Source organism: Pseudomonas folii (assembly GCF_014357575.1).
Lineage (GTDB): Bacteria > Pseudomonadota > Gammaproteobacteria > Pseudomonadales > Pseudomonadaceae > Aquipseudomonas > Aquipseudomonas folii.
Genome location: NZ_JACONW010000022.1, coordinates 20,674 through 37,712, shown reverse-complemented (window position 1 = coordinate 37,712; position 17,039 = coordinate 20,674). Strand labels below are relative to the sequence as shown.

Sequence of the window (17,039 nt, the reverse complement as noted above, 5' to 3'; positions counted from 1 at the left end):
TACATCCGCAGCCTATGTGTCGCCTTAGCCATCGCCCTCCCGAATGAATTCGGTCCTACCAACTCTGCGCCCTGGACAGGTTACAGGTAGGAGCGAATTCATTCGCGAGGAGGCCGGTACATCCGCAGTCGGTATGTCGTCTGAAATACCGCCCTCGCGAACAAGTTCGTTCCTACCCAGCCTTGATCAGGTCTGCAATCCGCTCCGCAATCATGATCGTTGGCACGTTGGTATTGGCACACGGAATAGACGGCATCAACGACGCATCACATACCCGCAAGCCAGTGACACCAATGACGCGTCCATCACTGAGGGTGACGGCCAGCGGATCATCGGCCCGGCCCATGCGGCAGGTGCCTGACGGATGCCAGGTGCCGCCGACATTTCGCCTGACAAACCCGGTCAGTGCCTGATCATCAGCGAGCAGTTTTTTCAGCGTCACGCCCTGAGTAACCAACCCGTGAACAAGCCACGCCCGAAACGGCCCGGCCACGTCCAGCAAGAGGCTCAACACCCCGCGCAACATGCCGTTGATCGCGCCAGGCTGAGCGACTTTAGCCACCCGGGGCGAGTAACTGGTGGGGAATGCCACGCTACGAAGCGCGCCGAGGTGCGGAGCTGAAAGCGTGGCCGCACCAAATTTCAGTGCCTGCTTGAGGCGCTCCAGGTCTCGTGGATCAGACAGCATATTGAAGTTCACTTCCGGTTCCTGAGCCGGATCACTGGAGACCAGTCGTACACGGCCTCGGGAAAAAGACTTGTTGACCCAGAAAAACATTGTGCCCAATCGATACCCCAAAGAGTGCCAGCCGGATCGCGACAGAATCGCGCCATGCATGTCGCAAGGCACGGTGTCCGGCAAACCCGAGGAAAAGCGCACGATGGCTTGCTCGTGGTGCTCGTCGGGGAACGCCGTGCGCCCTGCTTTGCTCAACAATGCCGAGACTGCTATCGATGGATGCTCCATCAGATTACCGCCGACACCTGGACGGTCAGCTACGACGAAAATGCCTGACTGGACCAACTCATCGGCGGGCCCGATGCCGCTGCGCATCAATACTGCAGGGCTGTGGATCGCCCCGGAACAGACGATCACTTCTTTGGCGAACAGATCAATTGAGGAGCCGTCCGCCTGGACAATGCGCGCCCCTATGGCCTGATGGGACTTGAACAGCACACGGTCAACCAGACATTCAGTGCGTACTTTCAGATTGCTGCGTTGGCGAACCTCATCGGACAGATAACATACCGAGGTGGGAATCCGCTCACCCTCAGGACTGACGCCAATTGCCCCGATATAAACGCCGGGTTCCCAAGGGCCGTTCTGATCCGGCTTTGTCGCCAGACCGCCCTCCCCCAACACGTTCATGACGGCTTTGACGAAAGGTGAAAGAAACTCCTGCGCGGTGCGGCGAATCCTCAGAGGACCTTGCTTGCCGTGCAGCGGTCCGTCGAAATCGGTATCGTTTTCCAGTTTGCGGAAGTACGGCAGGCAATTATCCCAATTCCACCCCTCGGCACCGAGTCGCTGCCACTCGTCATAGTCGTCGGGCGCGCCGCGATTGGTCATCAGGGCATTGATCGCCGAACCGCCGCCCAGCAAGCGTGCCTGCTCATAACGACGTTCGGTAGAGAGTTTGCCCATCAGCGCCGTCAGCTGTCGCCAGATATTGCGGGTATCCAGGTAAGCACGCCCCGGATAGCGGCTGCGAATCTCGGCAGGCATGTTGCCCGCCGAGATGTCGCGCCCCGCTTCAACCAGGCACACACGCTTGTCAGCATCCTCGGACAACCGCGCAGCCAGCACGCAGCCTGCAGAACCGCCGCCCAGAATCAGGTAATCGAGCACTTTCAAGAGGTCGGCCTACTGAACAAACTTGAGCCAGCGATCCTTGGCCGCAATGCCAGCGGCCGACGACCACCACTCTTCAGACATCAATGCCTGCTTTGCGGCGTTATCCGGTGAGCTCGGCAGCTCTTTGGCCCGCTCGGCGGTCAACTTGCCGGTGCCAAACGCAGCCGGGTTACCGGGACCGTAATCGATATACATCGGCAGGTTGGCCTGCAGGTCCGGCGAGAGCGCTTCATTGACGAACCGGACCGCAGTTGCGTAGTTCGGCGCGCCTTTGAGGATGCACAATTGGGTGTTTTGCAGAATGCCGTCGTTATAGGTGAAAGCGACGTCAGGATTATCCTTGCGGACTGCGCTGGCGCGGCCGTTCCAGATCATCAACATGTCCACTTCGCCGTCGTTGAGCAACTGCGCCGACTGACCACCCGAGCTCCACCACACCGCGATATCCGGTTTGATCTGCTCCAGCCGTTTGTAGGCACGATCAACATCCAGTGGGTAAAGCTTGTCACGAGGCACGCCGTCCGACAGCAATGCCGCCTCCAGCGTCCCCATCGGGTCGTTGCGTAATGAGCGCGTCCCCGGAAAATCCTTCACGTTCCAGAAGTCGGCCCAACTCTGCGGCACCTTCTTCAATGTTTTGGTGTTATAGCCCAGAACCGAGGAATAAAACTCATAGGCGACGGAGTAAGGCGTGCGGTAGGCCTCAGGCATGGCCTGAACATTGGGCATCTTGCTCAGGTCGAGTTTTTCGATCAACCCTTCGTTGCCACCACGAATACAATTGGAAGGCGGCGTATCGATCACATCCCAGACCGGCTTGCCCGCCGAACCCTGAGCCTTGACCATGGGCAGAGCATCGGGGACGCTGTCTTGTTTGATGGTGATGTTCAGACGCTTGGCTGCGGGATCAAGAATCGCCTTGGTCTGGGCTTCCTGATAAACCCCGCCTTGGGAAACGAAGGTGATTTCTTCTGCCGATACCGACATCGCGCACGATATCGACACGCACAACAGGGATAAGACTGAACCCACTGAAACGGTTTTCATGGCAAATCTTCCTGAACGTAGAATGATTCGGCAGCTGCAAAAACCCTGTTCTGAACACCCTGCAAAAACGAACGCATGCTCAGGTTTAAGTTTTATTGTTACCGAGCGGGTCGGCAGGACGTTACAAGAGCCGGGGCCTGTCCGGCAATGCACCAATAATCATTACTGACATGATCTGTCGTTATGCGACTTGCCACCTCCGCTGTTGGAGCGAGGCTTGCCCGCGAATCATACTTGCAGCGATTCATCCATCAGCCGACCTGACGCCTTCGCGGGCAAGCCTCGCTCCAACAGATCTCGTTAGACTTCAGTATCCCGGCACCGCAAACGGCAGGCGCTTGGTCAGTTCCTGCGCGAGGTATCGGGTGAACAGCGAGATGCGCTGCGGGATGTGCCGTCGATGCTGGTAGACCGCAAAGATATCGCCACGTGGCGGTTGATAATCTTCCAATACCGGCACCAGCCGTCCACTTTCCAGGTGCGCCTGCACATCCCAGCGCGAACGCAAAATCAGACCGTGGCCGTCAAGCGCCAGACTCAGCGCCACTTCACCGTCGTTGCTCGATAGCGTGCCACTGACCTTATGGGTGAAATCCTGGCCGTCTTTCCGAAAACGCCAGATCGCGTAATCACTGCCGAACTGACGCAGCACGATACAGTTGTGCTCGGCCAGATCCGTTACACGCGTCAGCGCAGGCCGACCTTCCAGATAATCAGGTGACGCACAGAGAATCCGTGGATTCTCCAGCAGGCGAATGCCGATCAACCGTGAATCTGGCGGCTCTCCCATGAACACGCCAATGTCGAACTGATCATCGAGCAAGCTGACGGGCTGGCTGGTCAGCTCCAGGGAAATCTCCAGTTCAGGATGCAGCCGGGCAAAACCCGACACCACGGGAGCCAGATGCCGTCTTCCGAAACCTAGCGTGGCATTGATTCGCAGACGCCCATGCAACGTTGGTTGGCGACTGTTCAGGGCACTTTCCAACTCTTCAAGTTGACGCAGTATCGGCCGCCCTCCTTCCAGATAGAGCACGCCTTCAGGAGTCAACGATAACCGGCGCGTAGTGCGCTGCAGCAGTTGCACGCCGAGCCGCGCCTCAAGTTGGCTCAAACGTTTGCTCACGGCGGGCAGCGACAACCCCAACTGACGTGCAACTTCGGTCAGGCTGCCGCGTGTGGCCACCTGCTGAAAGAAGCTCAGGTCATCGATCATGGTCATCGATTATTTCCTTGGATCTAAGAATGGCTTTCGCGAATGACTAATTATTAATCCAGAGACACTGCATACACTGAGCTTCGTTCACCATCAACTCTGGAGTCGAAACTCATGAGCAAGCCCCATTACAAAATTGCCGTCATCCCTGGCGATGGCATAGGCAAGGAAGTCATGCCCGAAGGCGTACGCGTGCTGGACGTGGTGGCCGCGCAGCACAACCTGGAGTTGCAATGGGACTGGTTCGACTTTGCCAGCGCCGACTACTACCTGGCCCACGGCAAAATGATGCCCGACAACTGGTTCGATATTCTCAAAGGCTACGACGCGATTTACTTTGGCGCAGTGGGCTGGCCGGACGTGGTGCCTGATCATATTTCCCTGTGGGATTCCCTGCTGCAGTTCCGCCGTGAGTTCGACCAGTACGTAAACCTGCGCCCTTGCCGCCTGATGCCTGGCGTGAAAGCACCGCTGGCCAATCGCAAACCGGGTGACATCGACTTCTGGGTGGTGCGTGAAAATACCGAGGGCGAATACTCCAGCGTTGGCGGCAAGATGTTCCCGGGCACCGACCGGGAAATTGTCCTGCAGGAAACCGTCATGACCCGTGTCGGCGTCGACCGTATCCTCAAATTCGCTTACGACCTGGCCCAGAGCCGTCCGAAGAAGCACCTGACTTCTGCGACCAAGTCCAACGGCATTGCGATCACCATGCCGTATTGGGACGAGCGCGTCGTGGAAATGGGCAAGAAATACCCTGACGTGAACGTCGACAAGTACCACATCGATATTCTCACCGCGAACTTCGTCCTGCATCCGGACTGGTTCGACGTCGTCGTGGCCAGCAACCTGTTCGGCGACATCCTCTCCGACCTGGGGCCGGCCTGCACGGGCACCATCGGCATCGCGCCTTCGGCCAACATCAACCCTGAACGCAACTTCCCGAGCCTGTTCGAGCCGGTGCATGGCTCCGCCCCGGACATCGCCGGCAGAGGCATCGCCAACCCGATCGGACAAATCTGGTGCGGCGCGATGATGCTTGAGCATCTGGGTCATCCAGAGGCCGGTGCAGCAGTGCTCACCGCGATTGAAACCGTGCTGGCCATGGGTCCGGAAAACGCACCGCTGACTGCTGATATTGGCGGTAAGGGCAATACCGAGTCGCTGGGTAAAGCCATTGCGGCTGCGTGTGCACGATAAGGAGCAGTCCGCATCGCCTCTCAACTGAATTGAAATGCATTCTCTGTAGGAGCTGCCGCAGGCTGCGAAGCATTTATCCTGACACACCGCTATCGCAGCCTCCGGCAGCTCCTACAGATCCAATGCCTCCCACGCGGCACCGGCTACACACCAATTAAAGCGAACCCCGCGTGCCGACATCGGTCTGCTCCTGTATCACTTTCAGGAAGATCCCCTTTATGTCCACGCAACGCAGCCTCACTCTCCTCGCCCGAAGCGGCTATGCCGCTCGCGGTGTGGTGTATCTGATCATTGGTATTTTTGCCCTGCTCGCCGCCCAGGGTTCGTCTCAGCCCAAAGACAGCCACAGCAGCCTTGAAGCGCTGTTGAGTCAGCCCTTCGGCAACGTCATGGTCGCGATTGTGGTGGTCGGCCTGCTGGCGTTTGCAGCCTGGCGCGTTCTGCAGGCTACTCGCGATGTGGATCATCACGGCACAGAATTCAAAGGTCTGGTGATTCGCACTGGCTTGATGGTGGGTGGCGTGACCTACGGCGCGTTGGCCTTTTTTGCTTTGGGTCTGTTAATCAGCGCCCTGAAAAGCTCCGGCGATTCAGGCGGTAAAACCCAGGACCTGCTCGCCACTGTCTTGTCCTGGGATCATTCGAATATTCTCGTTTACCTCGTGGCACTGGTGCCGCTCGGCGTGGGCATCACCCACATCATCAAAGGCTGGAAAGCGTCTTTCGAGAAGTACTTCGAAGCCGATGAAGAGGTGATGCGCTATGTGCGTCCGGTATCGCAATTCGGCTTGATTGCCCGAGGCGTAGCATTCATCGAAATCGCTGCGTTGCTGGCCATCAGTGGTTCGAGCTATGACGCCATGCACCCGCCCGGCCTGAAAGACGCGCTCAACGGCCTGCAGGATCTGCCCGCCGGAGGCATTGTGCTGATGATCGTGGCCTTGGGGCTGATCGCATTTTCGGTGTACAGCTTTGCCGAAGCGGCCTGGCGCAAGATCAATATGGACGTGCCCGATGCACCGCATGCGGTCACCAAGCATTTCAACTGACGGGGCACGTCAGCGAAAGTTGTCCCGAAATAATACCCATTGCTGGCCCCTCGCCTCCTAGCGAACTTGGCAAACTTGCTTTCTTTTCAGAAGCTTAGGGGCTGGCATTTATGCGGATTCTTGTATTGACCGTAGCGACGCTCGCGCTGGCCAGCGTTTCACTGGCGTCGCAGGCCAAAGACGTTACTCAGAGCGGTCGGTCGATTTGCACGTGGGGTTCGGGCATCGCCGCAGGCGCCCAGGAATCGAAACTCGCCGGAATCACCCTATACGGCGCACGCAAGAAATTACAGGGTCGCAAATTCAACCAGCCCTGGATGCGCATGACCGCCATGGGCATTACCGAACAGACCTATAAAAGCACGTCGCGGCTCAAACCTGCGGCCATCAAACAGACCTATTACGAACAATGCATCAAGCACGAACTGGCGAAACGCTGATTCTTTATCCTGACACTTCGCTCTCGCGCAGCAACAACAATGGGACCTGTGGGAGATTCTGTGTTGGCCTGCAAACTGATTGACGACGTGGGACCGGCTTTAGCCGGGAAGGCGGTAGTTCTGCCGATGAAGATTCAGCGTCTGTCACGGCCTCTTCCCGGCTGAAGCCGGTCACACGTCATCAATGATTCCTGTGGGCGCTGCCGAAAGCTGCGATCGCGGTGTACCAGAAGAAATGCTTCGCAGCCTTCGGCAGCTCCTACAGATTAATATCGCCGCGAGAAACTGCGGTAGTTTTTACCCAATCAAACGAACGTCGCACCGCGCGTATTCACGAACAAGGAATAGACCGAGTGGCTGCCAGCCATGAACAGTCGGTTGCCCTCACGCCCGCCGAAACACAGGTTCGGGCAACGCTCCGGCAAGGAGATGTGACCGATGGCTTTGCCATCCGGATTGAACACTCGAACACCGTCGAGTTTTTCCGGATCAGCCTTGGGATCACTGTTGCTGCCCCAGCCGCACCACAGGTTACCGCTTTCATCACACTTGATGCCGTCAATACCGGCGAACTCCAGCCCTTCAATGTGCTTGCGGCGCAGTCCCAATGTGCCGTCGTCGTTGACAGCAATGGCCCAGATAATCCGGTTGGGTTTGGCTCGACCTTCAACCACGTAAAGGGTTTTTTCGTCCGGTGAAAAACACAGGCCGTTAGGCCCTGTCAGATCGTCAATCACCCGGCTGACCTTGCCGCTCGCGCCATCGATGCGGTACACCGCGTGGGGCAACTCAGGGGTGACTTTATGTCCTTCGTAGTTGTTGCCGGTCTGGAACGGAGGATCGGTGAACCACACCGAGCCGTCGCGTTTGCAAACGATGTCGTTAGGCGAGTTAAAAGGCTTGCCCTCGTAGTTGTCGGCCAGCACGGTGATGCTGCCGTTGTACTCGGTGCGGGTCACGCGGCGGCCTTCCTTGCTGGTCGTCGAGCCTTCGCAGACCAGCAAGCGACCCTGCCGGTCACGGCACATGCCGTTGGAAAAGTTAGAGTTGTCGCGGTAAACCGACAGGCCACCGGTGACTTCATCCCAGCGCATGATGCGGTTGTTGGGGATATCGCTGAACAGCAAGTAACGACCGTCACCTACCCACACAGGACCTTCTACCCAGCGCAGGCCAGTCGCGAGGCGTTCAACGCTGGCATTGAAAATGCGCAGGTCCATGAAGCTGTCGTCGAGGATGCTGACCAGCGGATCTGGATAACGCTGACTCAACGGCTCGGCGGCGCTGGCCAGTCGAGGCAACGCAGCGCTGCCCAACGCAGCTACGCCGGCGGATACTGCCAGCGACGTTTTGAGGAATGCTCTGCGACCATGGTCGGCGGCTGTGTCCCGTTGCGATGAGTCCATCGTGCATCTCCGTTATTTTATTGTTGGACGGGGTGCTCGTTGTACATCGGCTCAGGTCATCGTACAAGTGTTAAGGACGAGGGTTTGCCCGCTATCAACGTGCCGGTAAGCCCTCGCACTTTGGGCTGATACCGGGTAAATCAGTAAGGGCTGGCGGTAGGGCGCACGATCAGTTCACTGACGTCGACATCGGCTGGCTGCTCAACGGCGTAGGCAATTGCCCGGGCGATGGCCAATGCCGGGATGGCGATTTTGCGGAACTCGCGCATCTCGGCGCGCCCGCCTTCATCAGAAATACTGTCAGCAAGCTCAGACTCGGTGACGCCCGGGGAAATTACCGTGACGCGAATGTCGGCACCGGCTTCCTGACGCAAGCCTTCGGAAATCGCCCGCACGGAGTACTTGGTTGCGCAGTAGACCGCCGCAGTCGGACTCACCGCATAGGCCCCGATGGAAGCGATGTTGATGAATTGCCCCGCTTGCTGCTTCTGCATCAATGGCAGCCCGGCCGCTATGCCGTGCAACACGCCACGAATGTTGACATCGATCATCTGGTCCCACTCGGACACTTTCAACGCATCCAGCCTGGACAGCGGCATGACCCCGGCGTTGTTGACGATCACATCGACACGACCAAACTGGCTAACGGCGTAGTCGACGAAGGCTTGCACATTGGCCCGATCGGTCACGTCCACTGCCTGATACTGCGCGCTGCCACCGGCGGCAACCAGCTCTTTGCAGAGTTCTGCCAGGCGCTCCGTACGCCGCGCACCGAGCACAACGTGCGCGCCCTTCTCGGCCAGCAGCCGCGCGGTGGCTTCGCCGATACCACTGCTTGCGCCGGTGATTACCACGACTTTGTTTTTGATGTTCGACATGATTATTGTCCTTATCCGAGTGGTGAGCCAGATGGCTCGATACGCATCAGAGTAAGGCGATAACGCGGGAGCAATTAGACCGATCCTTCGGAGTGATTGCCTGATTCTGCGGTGGGGTTTGCGGAGAAAAACGAACAGCTGTAGGACGGGGCTTTAGCCGGGAGAGCGTTATCCTGACCGGAAAACAGAGTGGATTTAACGCCCCTCTCCCGGCTAAAGCCGGTCCTGCGGTGTTTATCAGTTCTTCTCAGGTGTCTTGAGCGACTCTGGAACCTGGGTGGTTGGCACGAAGGTCTTATCTTCTTCTGCCTTGGCTTCCTTGGACTCGGCCTGCGCTTCTGCAGCCTTGGCATTTTCCTTGGCCGCATCGGCAGCTTTGTCCTGTGCTTTCTCAGCGTGCTGTTGGGCTTCCTGCGCCTTGTCTTCGGATTTCGGATCGCAAGCGGCCAGACCAAGGGTGGAAGCCAGCATCAGACTGTAGGCAAGAGTTTTAAGCATGGGGTGAATGTCCCTGATTGAGAATGTATTGCTTCGAACCGCGGGCTAGAGCGTTGGTTCCATAAAAGCAGAACGTCCCTTCATTCATCATGCATTGGCATTACCGGTCCGGACGAAAGAGTACCGGTCAATGTCTGTCCTTAATTGCCAACCTTGCTTGCGCCAATAATCAGCAGCCGCGTGGTTGGTTTTAAGGACATCGATGTGGCACTTGAAAATGCCTTCACGTTCGAGACTGGAAAGGCAGCGCTCCACCAACTCATTGGCAATGCCCTGCCGCCGATACTTATCCAGTACCAGCAAATGCTGCAAATAACCTCGTCGCCCATCGTGACCACACATCACGCAACCAATAAGTACGGAATCTGCCTCAGCTACGAAGCTCATTCCGGGATTGCGTTGCAGATACCTGGCAGTCGACTCGCGAGAATCTGCGTCCCGGACAGAAACGCCGGGCGTGCTGCTCATGAGGGCAATGACTGAGTCGTAGTCGTCCATGGTCATGATGCGAATAGTGAACATTGAAAGTGCTCGTCGGACATGGATGTCGACCGACGAGGCTAGCAGAAATCGGGGGCGAAAAAGTTGCACTTGTGCTGCAGGGAAGGAATGGCCATGATGCCGACGCCAAAAAAGGCACAATGACATCACCGCATAGCCGCCCGAAGTGGCGGTACGCGCATGAGTAATGGATAGAAACAATGACTGGAGCCGTCATGAAACACCTGAAAATCGCCGCCCTTCTGATGCTTTCCACCGTACTTTTCGGCTGTGTCAGCAGCCGCTCCGTTATAGACGTACAGACGCCACAAAGTCCAAATGGTACAGGTCAGAAGGTGACGATTACCGCGATCGATGAGCGTCGTTTTGAAACTGCACCGAAGCAGGCAGACACGCCGTCACTGAAACACGCTGAAGAAATCTCCGACAAGAAAATCACCGAGCGCGCCATTGGCAGGAAGCGCAACAGCTACGGCATGGCTATGGGTGACGTATTGCTTCCTGAAGGCAAAACCGTTTCTCAACTCATCGCAAAAAGCGTCGCTGAAGGTTATCGAAAGGCCGGTTATCAGGTGGTCGAGGCTGCCGAAAAGAACGGTGAGACCCAGGCTGTGACCGTGCATATCACTGAGTTCTGGTCATGGTTTTCGCCCGGTGCGTTTTCAATTGCCGTCAACAACAAGGCGCGCCTGAATATCACCTCCACCGGTCAGCCCTCCCCAATCAGTCTGATCACTGACAAGCGCGAATCCATGCAACTGGTCGTGGAAAGCGACTGGAAGGTGATCACCGAGGAAGGTCTGCAGGCGATCACTGAGGCGACGGTCAAAGAGCTGTGCGCCAAAGGGTCCTGCAAGAAGTAAAACGGCGGCGCAGTTCAGGAACTGTCGGGGTGCGACGCCGACAGTTCCTGCTGTGATCAAGCGCTGTTAGAACGTAACGCTGGCAGTCAAACGCGCAGTACGCGCTTCGCCGACGTTGATCTGCAAATCGCTGCTTCCCGTACCTGACGGGTAGTACTCTTTGTCGAACAGGTTATCGACGTTCAACTGCAAGCGGGTCTTGTAGTCTTTGGTTGGCAGGTCCCAACGCAGGAAAGCGTCAGCAACGGTGTAGCTGTCCATGAAGAAAGTGTTTGCGGTGTCGCCCGGGCGCTCGCCTACGTAACGTGCACCGCCACCGACATGCCATTGTCCTGTCTGTTCAGGGAAAGCCAGATGGTGAGTCAGATAAAGACTGGCGGTGTGCATGGGGGCATTGCTGAGGCGCTTGCCTTCGTTCGTCGGGTCGTCAAGCACTTCTGTGTGGGTATAGGCGTAGGTGCCTATCATGTCCCAGCGCTCGGCCAGTTTGCCTGTGACGTCGAGTTCCAGGCCTCTGGAGCCTGCTTTGCCTGTTAGCTCATTGGTGGTAATGGTACCAACCGTGACTGGAGTCACCACGTTTTTCTTGACGATATCAAACACAGCAACGTTGACGTTCAACCGATCCGAAGGATTGTACTTCAAGCCAACTTCGTAGCTGCGTCCTTCTTCAGGATCAAAGGTCTTGTTGTCATCCGAGACGGTTTCGTTAGGTACAAACGATTCGCTGTAGTTGCCATATAGCGAAAGCGCTTCGGTGGGTTGATAGACGACACCGACAAACGGAACGAAGGCGTCACCATTGTCGTCACGCCCCACTACGCGGGTAACCAAACCCTGATCACTGTATTGATCATAGTGCTGCTGGCGTCCGCCAAAGACCAGAATCCACTGGTCATTCAAATGCCAGTTGTCCTTGAAATAAACGGACGTGGAAGTCAGTTCGTTGCGAGCATTGCTCTGGACTGAGTTAACAGTGCTGGGTTCAGCCAACCCACCATATTGAGGGTTATTGATATTGATTGATCCAGCACCATTCCTGCCAAGCGCATTTCGATATGTCTTGCCTCGATACTTGTCGAGCGCTTCGTTGTCCACTCCAACCAATATGTCATGGCGTTGACCGAACAACTGCTGCTCGCCGATGAAGTCGAGGCTGGTATAGCGTGTCTCATAATCGTAATGACCGCCATTGGCACGACGAGTCAGCGTGCTGCCAGTCAAAGTATCGGGCTGGGCAATCGCCAGACTATAGCGATCATTGTTCCAGCCATACGTCACCCGGGTCTTCCAGTCGTCATTGAGTTGGTATTCAAACTTCGCGCTGGCGGTTTCGCTGATGCCGACGGTCTTGGCCCAGCGCTCATCCAGACGATCCTTGTAACTGGCCGCTGCGGGCTTGCCATTGGCGAATACGGTGCCGCGGTCGAACGGGCTGGAATAGTCGTTGTATTCGTAAGCCAGGGTCAGCTTGGCGCGCTCGCCGGTCCAGCTCAGGGAGGGAGCCACAAGCGTGTGCTCGTTGACCCCGTAGTTGCGCCAGTAATCTTCGTGGCCACGCTCGGCAACCAGCCGGTAGGCGAGCCCGGTATCTTCAATCGGTCCGGTGGTGTCGACGCTGAACGTGCCACCGCCTTCGCTGTAACCGGAGCCAGTAATCGTGGTGCTGCGGGTATATTGCGGCTGCTTGCTGACGACGTTGATCAACCCGCCCGGCTCGATCGCGCCGTACAACAGCGACGCCGGCCCTTTCAATACCTCAACATGGTCAGTGGTCGCCCCGAGGTTGTGCCCCACCACCGAACGAATGCCGTCGCGCAAAATGCCCCCGTCATCGTTGGTACCAAAGCCACGCTTGATTAGCGCATCTTTGGTATTGCCCAGGGTGTTGGACTGCGACACCCCGCTGACAAACTTCATCGCATCGTCCAGCGACTTGACCTGAAAATCGTCAAGGGTCTGCTGGGTGACCACGTTGACTGACTGTGCTTCATCCCTGATCGGCACTTCCGATTTGCTTGCGGTGCTGCTGGTAGAACGAACATAAGGGCTGCTTTCGATATCGCCAGCGGCTTGAATATCGGTGGCAGGCAGCTCGGTAACGGTGTCTTCAGCGTGAGAGAAGGCAGGCAGCAACACACAACCGAAAGCCAGGGAAACGCAATAGGCGCGACGCATTGGGATGAACACAGAGGACAATTCCGGGCACTAATGGGAATTGTTATTATCTACGAACCATTTCCAAATGTGTAGCGCTTTGCCTGTTGTCGCAATGGACGGATCGTCGCAGGGGTCAATGGCCTCGCTTGAGAGAAAGCCAGGCAAAGGGGAACTCAGGCCGCTGACGCTTCTTGTCCGCTCATCCAGAAAAACCTTCGCAAGATTGGATCCCGCTTAAGGACAGGAAAGCCTTGCCGATAGGCTTAGGTAACCTATTCGCTTCCGTCAGACGGAGCGGGTCATTTCCCAACGTTCTTCGAACAATCTCTGCAGGACATGCCGATGAGTTGGCTGCACGATGCAAAACTGTCGACCAAATTGATTACCGCCTTCGGGCTTTGCGCTTTTATCACCTTGGGCGTTGGCTTGCTTGGCAGCCGGGGTGTTTCTCAGCTCTCCGATAGCCTGAAACTGGTATTCAGCAATAACCTGGTGTCGGTGGCTAAAACCGCAGAGGCGAAAGCCAAAGCTGTGGAGCAATCGCGAGACATGTATCGCCTGTACATCGCCACCAGCACCAATGCACCGCAGAACGAAAAAGATGAACTGCTGGCGTCCATGAAGGCTAATCAGTTGGCGAGTGAGCTGGCCTATTCGACTTACCGCAAGACTCCCCTGGCCGATGACGAACGTCTGGCTGGCGACAAAATGGATAAGGATTGGCCGGTTTATCAGGAGTTTGTGCAGAAGTTTGTGGCACTCATGAAAGCCGGTGATGTTGAGGGTGGCAACGCGTTGCTGCGCGGTGATCTGCAGAAAAGTTATCGGATTGTCATGGATGAACTGACGCTCATGGTTGAATCCAACAATCGTCAGATCGGCGAAGGTGCAGCGGACGCCGACGCCATGGAGTCTTCAGCCACGACTGCGCTTTACACCGGCATTACCTTGGCGTTCATTGCCGCACTTGCTCTTGGGTTGTTCATCAGTCGCCTGATCAGTCGCCCCATCGCAACAGCAGTAACCAGTGCTCAGCGCATTGCCAATGGAGACTTGACCCAGAATATCGTCAGCACCGGGCGCGATGAGGGAGGCCAGTTGCTCAGCGCGTTGAGCGATATGCAAATCAGCCTCAAAGGCACCATTCAGCAAATCTCCAGCGCCTCTGACCAATTGGCCTCCGCAGCCGAAGAATTGACCGCCGTCACCGATAATGGCAGCCGTGGCCTGGTACGCCAGAATGACGAGATCCAGCAAGCAGCGACCGCTGTTACTGAGATGACGTCAGCGGTCGAAGAAGTCGCACGTAACGCGATTTCTACATCAGAAGCGTCGAAATCAACCAGCCTGCAAGCCACCAACGGTCGCGACAAAGCCCGAAATGCGGTGTCCGCCATCAACAATGCGACGACTGAAATCGCGGCATCGACCACCATGGTCGAAGACCTGGCGGTCCAAGTCCGTGATATCGGCAAGGTGCTGGATGTGATTCGCGGAATTGCCGAGCAGACCAACCTGCTGGCCCTCAACGCGGCCATCGAAGCCGCTCGCGCAGGCGAGCAAGGTCGTGGTTTTGCGGTGGTAGCGGACGAAGTTCGCGCCCTTGCGGCGCGCACCCAGGCATCGACCGGGGAAATCGAGGGCATGATCAACTCGGTGCAAACCAGCGCTGACCAGGCCGTTCGCGCCATGGGTAAAAGCCAGTCTCTGGTAACCGACACCCAAAGCCTGGCTCAGGCTACCGGTGAGGCACTGGAGCAGATCGCTGAAGGCATCTCGCAAATCAACGAGCGCAACATGGTTATTGCCAGCGCGTCAGAAGAGCAAGCCAACGTGGCACGTGAAGTCGACCGTAATCTGGTCAATATCCAGGACCTGTCGACCCAGACCGCTGCTGGCGCGCACCAGACCAACGCTTCCACCCAAGAGCTGTCGAATCTGGCACTGTCGTTCAATAATCTGGTCAGCCGCTTCCGTTTGTAAGCAGCACATCGGGCAGCGCGGCTCGAGCGAGCCGCGCTGCTGAACCGCTACGCGTTTAGACGATGGATTTGCACTCCACCCGCAGCAGGTTTTCAGCCTGTTGCTGGCAGTCGAAACGCACCGGCAGAAAGCGCTCAATGACGGAAATGTTGCTCTGCAAATGCTCCGTCATTGAGGGTGTGGTGAAGCTTCCAGCACCCGCGATTGCCATCGGCAGCAGCAATTGATCCGCCAAATGCTCGCCGACGGCCGCAGGGCTGCCCAGCCAGTGCCGGGCCTGATCTACCCCACCTTGCGCCACAACCTCGGCACGCACTCTTGACTGACCAAAAGCACTGAACAGCTCAGTCACCTGTTCGCAGGCGAACTCCAGCATCAGGACGTTACCTGGGCCACGCTCATCAGCCAGCACCACACAGTGCCGGGCTTCAGAGGCGATATCCAGACTCGTCCCGGCGTGCAGCAGTTCACGCTCTGCGACCTGCCGGTCCAGCCCGGCGATCAACGCGATAGCTTTCGAATCAAGCAACATGCCTCGATCCGTCAGATGCAACGGCTTCAGCATCGAGGGCTTGATATGCACTTCCAGCTCACCGCCACCGGCCGGTACAAACCCATGACGCAACAGGTTCAGCCCTACGTCAGCGCCCATACGCCGCAATTGTGGCAACCACGCTCGCTCGATGAAGTCCGACGGCGGCGCCAACGGGTTATGGGTGCCACCGGAGATCGTCACCCGGCTCGGTTCCGACGCCTGCAACAGCGCGGGCAGCAAGGTCTGCAGCACCAATGTGCAACTTCCGGCGGTGCCAATGGCAAAGCGGTACTCGCCACCCCGAACAACGCCTGGCTCAAAGCGCAGACGCTGGGAACCCAACTCCGCCCCCGTGACGCTGGCGCCACACACTTGAGCAGCAGCGAGCACAGCGGTCAGGTGTTGGCGCAGCAATCCCGGACGGCTGCGCCGGGCTCTGATGTTTTCGATCTGTAATGTCCGACCGGTCAACATCGACAAGCTCAAGGCGCTACGTAACACCTGACCGCCGCCAATGGATCCGTCCAGTTCAATCATGTCCTGCTTCATCTGTTTCACCCTTCTGCGTATGTTTCACCCTTCTGCGTGTGTTTCACCCTTCTGCGTAGTGCCGAACCATTTGCCGCAGGTATTCGTCCAGTAATCCGTTGTCTTCAACCGTTCGCTTCAGCACCGGCACCGGACGCTCAAGCTCTGCCGTGATGAAGGCATGTAACGCGACTCGCCGGGGGCCATAAGCGGCCTCATCGGCATTGCGCTTGAGGACCAGCAGCTCGGCGACTTCATCGAGCAGCGCTTGATCGTCAACCGTGGCCAACAAATCCGTGAACGTCATGGGCGGCCTTCCCCGCCCCTGGTCGATCCAGCGCACCGCCAACAACGGCCGAAGTACATAGAAGTACTTTTTGAGCCGCACCTCGTCACCTTGCAGATAACCACGAAAATTCTTCTTCGCCATCGACAGGTAATGATTGCGCGCCGCTGGCGGACTGTAGAACGCCTCGGCCAGCTCGCGCAGACGCTGGGTCGCTGCGGTTTCGCTGCGATAAACCAACGGCGAATCGAGCCATTCCAGCAACGTCGGATTGGACTTGCGCAGCAAGCCGAGGGTCTTGCGCAACTCCCAGCCACTGATGTCCAGTTCGTCATCCAGAGGACGCTCGATTACATCCCGAGGCGCGTCGACCTGAACGAACCATTCCGGGCGCTCGACGTACACAAAACGCACATCGTAATCGCTGTCAGTTGACGCAAAACCCCAGGCGCGACTGCCTGATTCACAGGCATACAGCACGGTGACATTGTGTTCACGCTCTATACGCTTCAACTCATCCAGCACCCGTTCGCGCATGGCGCTACTGAGGGGATGAGTGACTGCATCTTCCATTTCCATGACCCTATCCCTCAT

At 57.2% G+C, this 17,039-nt stretch carries 14 protein-coding genes and 1 pseudogene; 5 read left to right on the top strand and 10 right to left on the bottom strand.

The window, feature by feature from the left end:
* Positions 1-172: 172 nt before the first annotated feature.
* From H8S59_RS07290 to H8S59_RS07280, 3 genes are all read right to left on the bottom strand, one after another.
* Entirely contained in the window at positions 173-1,849 is a 1,677-nt protein-coding gene (locus H8S59_RS07290; protein WP_187520984.1) for a GMC family oxidoreductase N-terminal domain-containing protein, read from the bottom strand.
* Positions 1,850-1,864: 15 nt separating this feature from the next.
* A complete protein-coding gene (locus tag H8S59_RS07285; RefSeq protein WP_187520973.1) occupies positions 1,865-2,902 on the bottom strand; it encodes an ABC transporter substrate-binding protein in 1,038 nt (345 codons plus the stop codon).
* Between the two features lie 307 nt (positions 2,903-3,209).
* The gene (locus H8S59_RS07280; RefSeq protein WP_187520972.1) at positions 3,210-4,124 is read right to left on the bottom strand and encodes a LysR substrate-binding domain-containing protein; all 915 of its coding nucleotides are present in this window, start codon (positions 4,122-4,124) and stop codon (positions 3,210-3,212) included.
* Between the two features lie 108 nt (positions 4,125-4,232).
* On the opposite strand from H8S59_RS07280, the gene H8S59_RS07275 reads away from it, so the two are divergent.
* The 3 genes from H8S59_RS07275 to H8S59_RS07265 all read left to right on the top strand — a co-directional run bounded on the left by H8S59_RS07275 (position 4,233) and on the right by H8S59_RS07265 (position 6,807).
* A complete protein-coding gene (locus H8S59_RS07275; RefSeq protein WP_187520971.1) occupies positions 4,233-5,318 on the top strand; it encodes a tartrate dehydrogenase in 1,086 nt (361 codons plus the stop codon).
* A gap of 218 nt (positions 5,319-5,536) precedes the next feature.
* On the top strand, positions 5,537-6,367 hold the full coding sequence (locus H8S59_RS07270; RefSeq protein WP_187520970.1) for a DUF1206 domain-containing protein: 831 nt from the start codon (positions 5,537-5,539) through the stop codon (positions 6,365-6,367).
* Between the two features lie 110 nt (positions 6,368-6,477).
* Complete coding sequence (locus tag H8S59_RS07265; RefSeq protein ID WP_095102436.1) at positions 6,478-6,807, top strand: hypothetical protein; 330 nt, start codon at positions 6,478-6,480, stop codon at positions 6,805-6,807.
* A 305-nt stretch (positions 6,808-7,112) separates the two neighbouring features.
* On the opposite strand, the gene H8S59_RS07260 is transcribed toward H8S59_RS07265, so the two are convergent.
* The 4 genes and pseudogenes from H8S59_RS07260 to H8S59_RS07245 form a co-directional block, all read right to left on the bottom strand.
* Positions 7,113-8,213, bottom strand: coding sequence for an SMP-30/gluconolactonase/LRE family protein (locus tag H8S59_RS07260; protein WP_187520969.1), 1,101 nt, complete (start codon positions 8,211-8,213; stop codon positions 7,113-7,115).
* 140 nt (positions 8,214-8,353) lie between these two features.
* Entirely contained in the window at positions 8,354-9,091 is a 738-nt protein-coding gene (locus tag H8S59_RS07255; RefSeq protein WP_187520968.1) for an SDR family oxidoreductase, read from the bottom strand.
* Positions 9,092-9,328: 237 nt separating this feature from the next.
* Positions 9,329-9,589 (bottom strand): hypothetical protein, encoded by a 261-nt coding sequence (locus H8S59_RS07250; RefSeq protein ID WP_095102429.1) that lies wholly within the window; start codon positions 9,587-9,589, stop codon positions 9,329-9,331.
* Between the two features lie 156 nt (positions 9,590-9,745).
* A pseudogene (locus tag H8S59_RS07245) lies at positions 9,746-10,057 on the bottom strand (GNAT family N-acetyltransferase); the annotation flags it as partial.
* A 248-nt stretch (positions 10,058-10,305) separates the two neighbouring features.
* Between H8S59_RS07245 and H8S59_RS07240 the strand changes: the two are divergent.
* On the top strand, positions 10,306-10,953 hold the full coding sequence (locus H8S59_RS07240; RefSeq protein WP_187520966.1) for a YajG family lipoprotein: 648 nt from the start codon (positions 10,306-10,308) through the stop codon (positions 10,951-10,953).
* A 66-nt stretch (positions 10,954-11,019) separates the two neighbouring features.
* Here the strand turns inward: H8S59_RS07240 and H8S59_RS07235 are convergent, their stop codons facing one another.
* Positions 11,020-13,131 carry a TonB-dependent siderophore receptor gene (locus H8S59_RS07235; protein ID WP_187520983.1) on the bottom strand — a complete coding sequence of 704 codons (2,112 nt, stop codon included), beginning with the start codon at positions 13,129-13,131 and terminating at the stop codon, positions 11,020-11,022.
* Between the two features lie 318 nt (positions 13,132-13,449).
* Here H8S59_RS07235 and H8S59_RS07230 point away from each other — a divergent pair, with 318 nt between their 5' ends.
* Positions 13,450-15,096, top strand: a complete 1,647-nt coding sequence (locus tag H8S59_RS07230; protein ID WP_425504561.1) for a methyl-accepting chemotaxis protein — start codon at positions 13,450-13,452, stop codon at positions 15,094-15,096.
* Positions 15,097-15,151: 55 nt separating this feature from the next.
* Here H8S59_RS07230 and rtcA read toward each other — a convergent pair whose 3' ends face one another.
* Together rtcA and H8S59_RS07220 are read right to left on the bottom strand one after the other, a co-directional pair.
* Positions 15,152-16,180, bottom strand: a complete 1,029-nt coding sequence (gene rtcA / locus H8S59_RS07225) for an RNA 3'-terminal phosphate cyclase (protein WP_187520964.1) — start codon at positions 16,178-16,180, stop codon at positions 15,152-15,154.
* 43 nt (positions 16,181-16,223) lie between these two features.
* Positions 16,224-17,018, bottom strand: a complete 795-nt coding sequence (locus tag H8S59_RS07220; RefSeq protein ID WP_425504562.1) for a nucleotidyltransferase domain-containing protein — start codon at positions 17,016-17,018, stop codon at positions 16,224-16,226.
* Positions 17,019-17,039: the final 21 nt, after the last annotated feature.

What these genes read in the sequence shown, in the direction of transcription:
- rtcA (WP_187520964.1), bottom strand. Translation starts at nt 16,180, where the DNA reads ATGAAGCAGGACATGATTGAACTGGACGGATCCATTGGCGGCGGTCAG.
- H8S59_RS07275 (WP_187520971.1), top strand. Translation starts at nt 4,233, where the DNA reads ATGAGCAAGCCCCATTACAAAATTGCCGTCATCCCTGGCGATGGCATA.
- H8S59_RS07250 (WP_095102429.1), bottom strand. Translation starts at nt 9,589, where the DNA reads ATGCTTAAAACTCTTGCCTACAGTCTGATGCTGGCTTCCACCCTTGGT.
- H8S59_RS07220 (WP_425504562.1), bottom strand. Translation starts at nt 17,018, where the DNA reads ATGGAAGATGCAGTCACTCATCCCCTCAGTAGCGCCATGCGCGAACGG.
- H8S59_RS07285 (WP_187520973.1), bottom strand. Translation starts at nt 2,902, where the DNA reads ATGAAAACCGTTTCAGTGGGTTCAGTCTTATCCCTGTTGTGCGTGTCG.
- H8S59_RS07270 (WP_187520970.1), top strand. Translation starts at nt 5,537, where the DNA reads ATGTCCACGCAACGCAGCCTCACTCTCCTCGCCCGAAGCGGCTATGCC.
- H8S59_RS07235 (WP_187520983.1), bottom strand. Translation starts at nt 13,131, where the DNA reads ATGCGTCGCGCCTATTGCGTTTCCCTGGCTTTCGGTTGTGTGTTGCTG.
- H8S59_RS07265 (WP_095102436.1), top strand. Translation starts at nt 6,478, where the DNA reads ATGCGGATTCTTGTATTGACCGTAGCGACGCTCGCGCTGGCCAGCGTT.
- H8S59_RS07230 (WP_425504561.1), top strand. Translation starts at nt 13,450, where the DNA reads ATGCCGATGAGTTGGCTGCACGATGCAAAACTGTCGACCAAATTGATT.
- H8S59_RS07255 (WP_187520968.1), bottom strand. Translation starts at nt 9,091, where the DNA reads ATGTCGAACATCAAAAACAAAGTCGTGGTAATCACCGGCGCAAGCAGT.
- H8S59_RS07260 (WP_187520969.1), bottom strand. Translation starts at nt 8,213, where the DNA reads ATGGACTCATCGCAACGGGACACAGCCGCCGACCATGGTCGCAGAGCA.
- H8S59_RS07280 (WP_187520972.1), bottom strand. Translation starts at nt 4,124, where the DNA reads ATGACCATGATCGATGACCTGAGCTTCTTTCAGCAGGTGGCCACACGC.
- H8S59_RS07240 (WP_187520966.1), top strand. Translation starts at nt 10,306, where the DNA reads ATGAAACACCTGAAAATCGCCGCCCTTCTGATGCTTTCCACCGTACTT.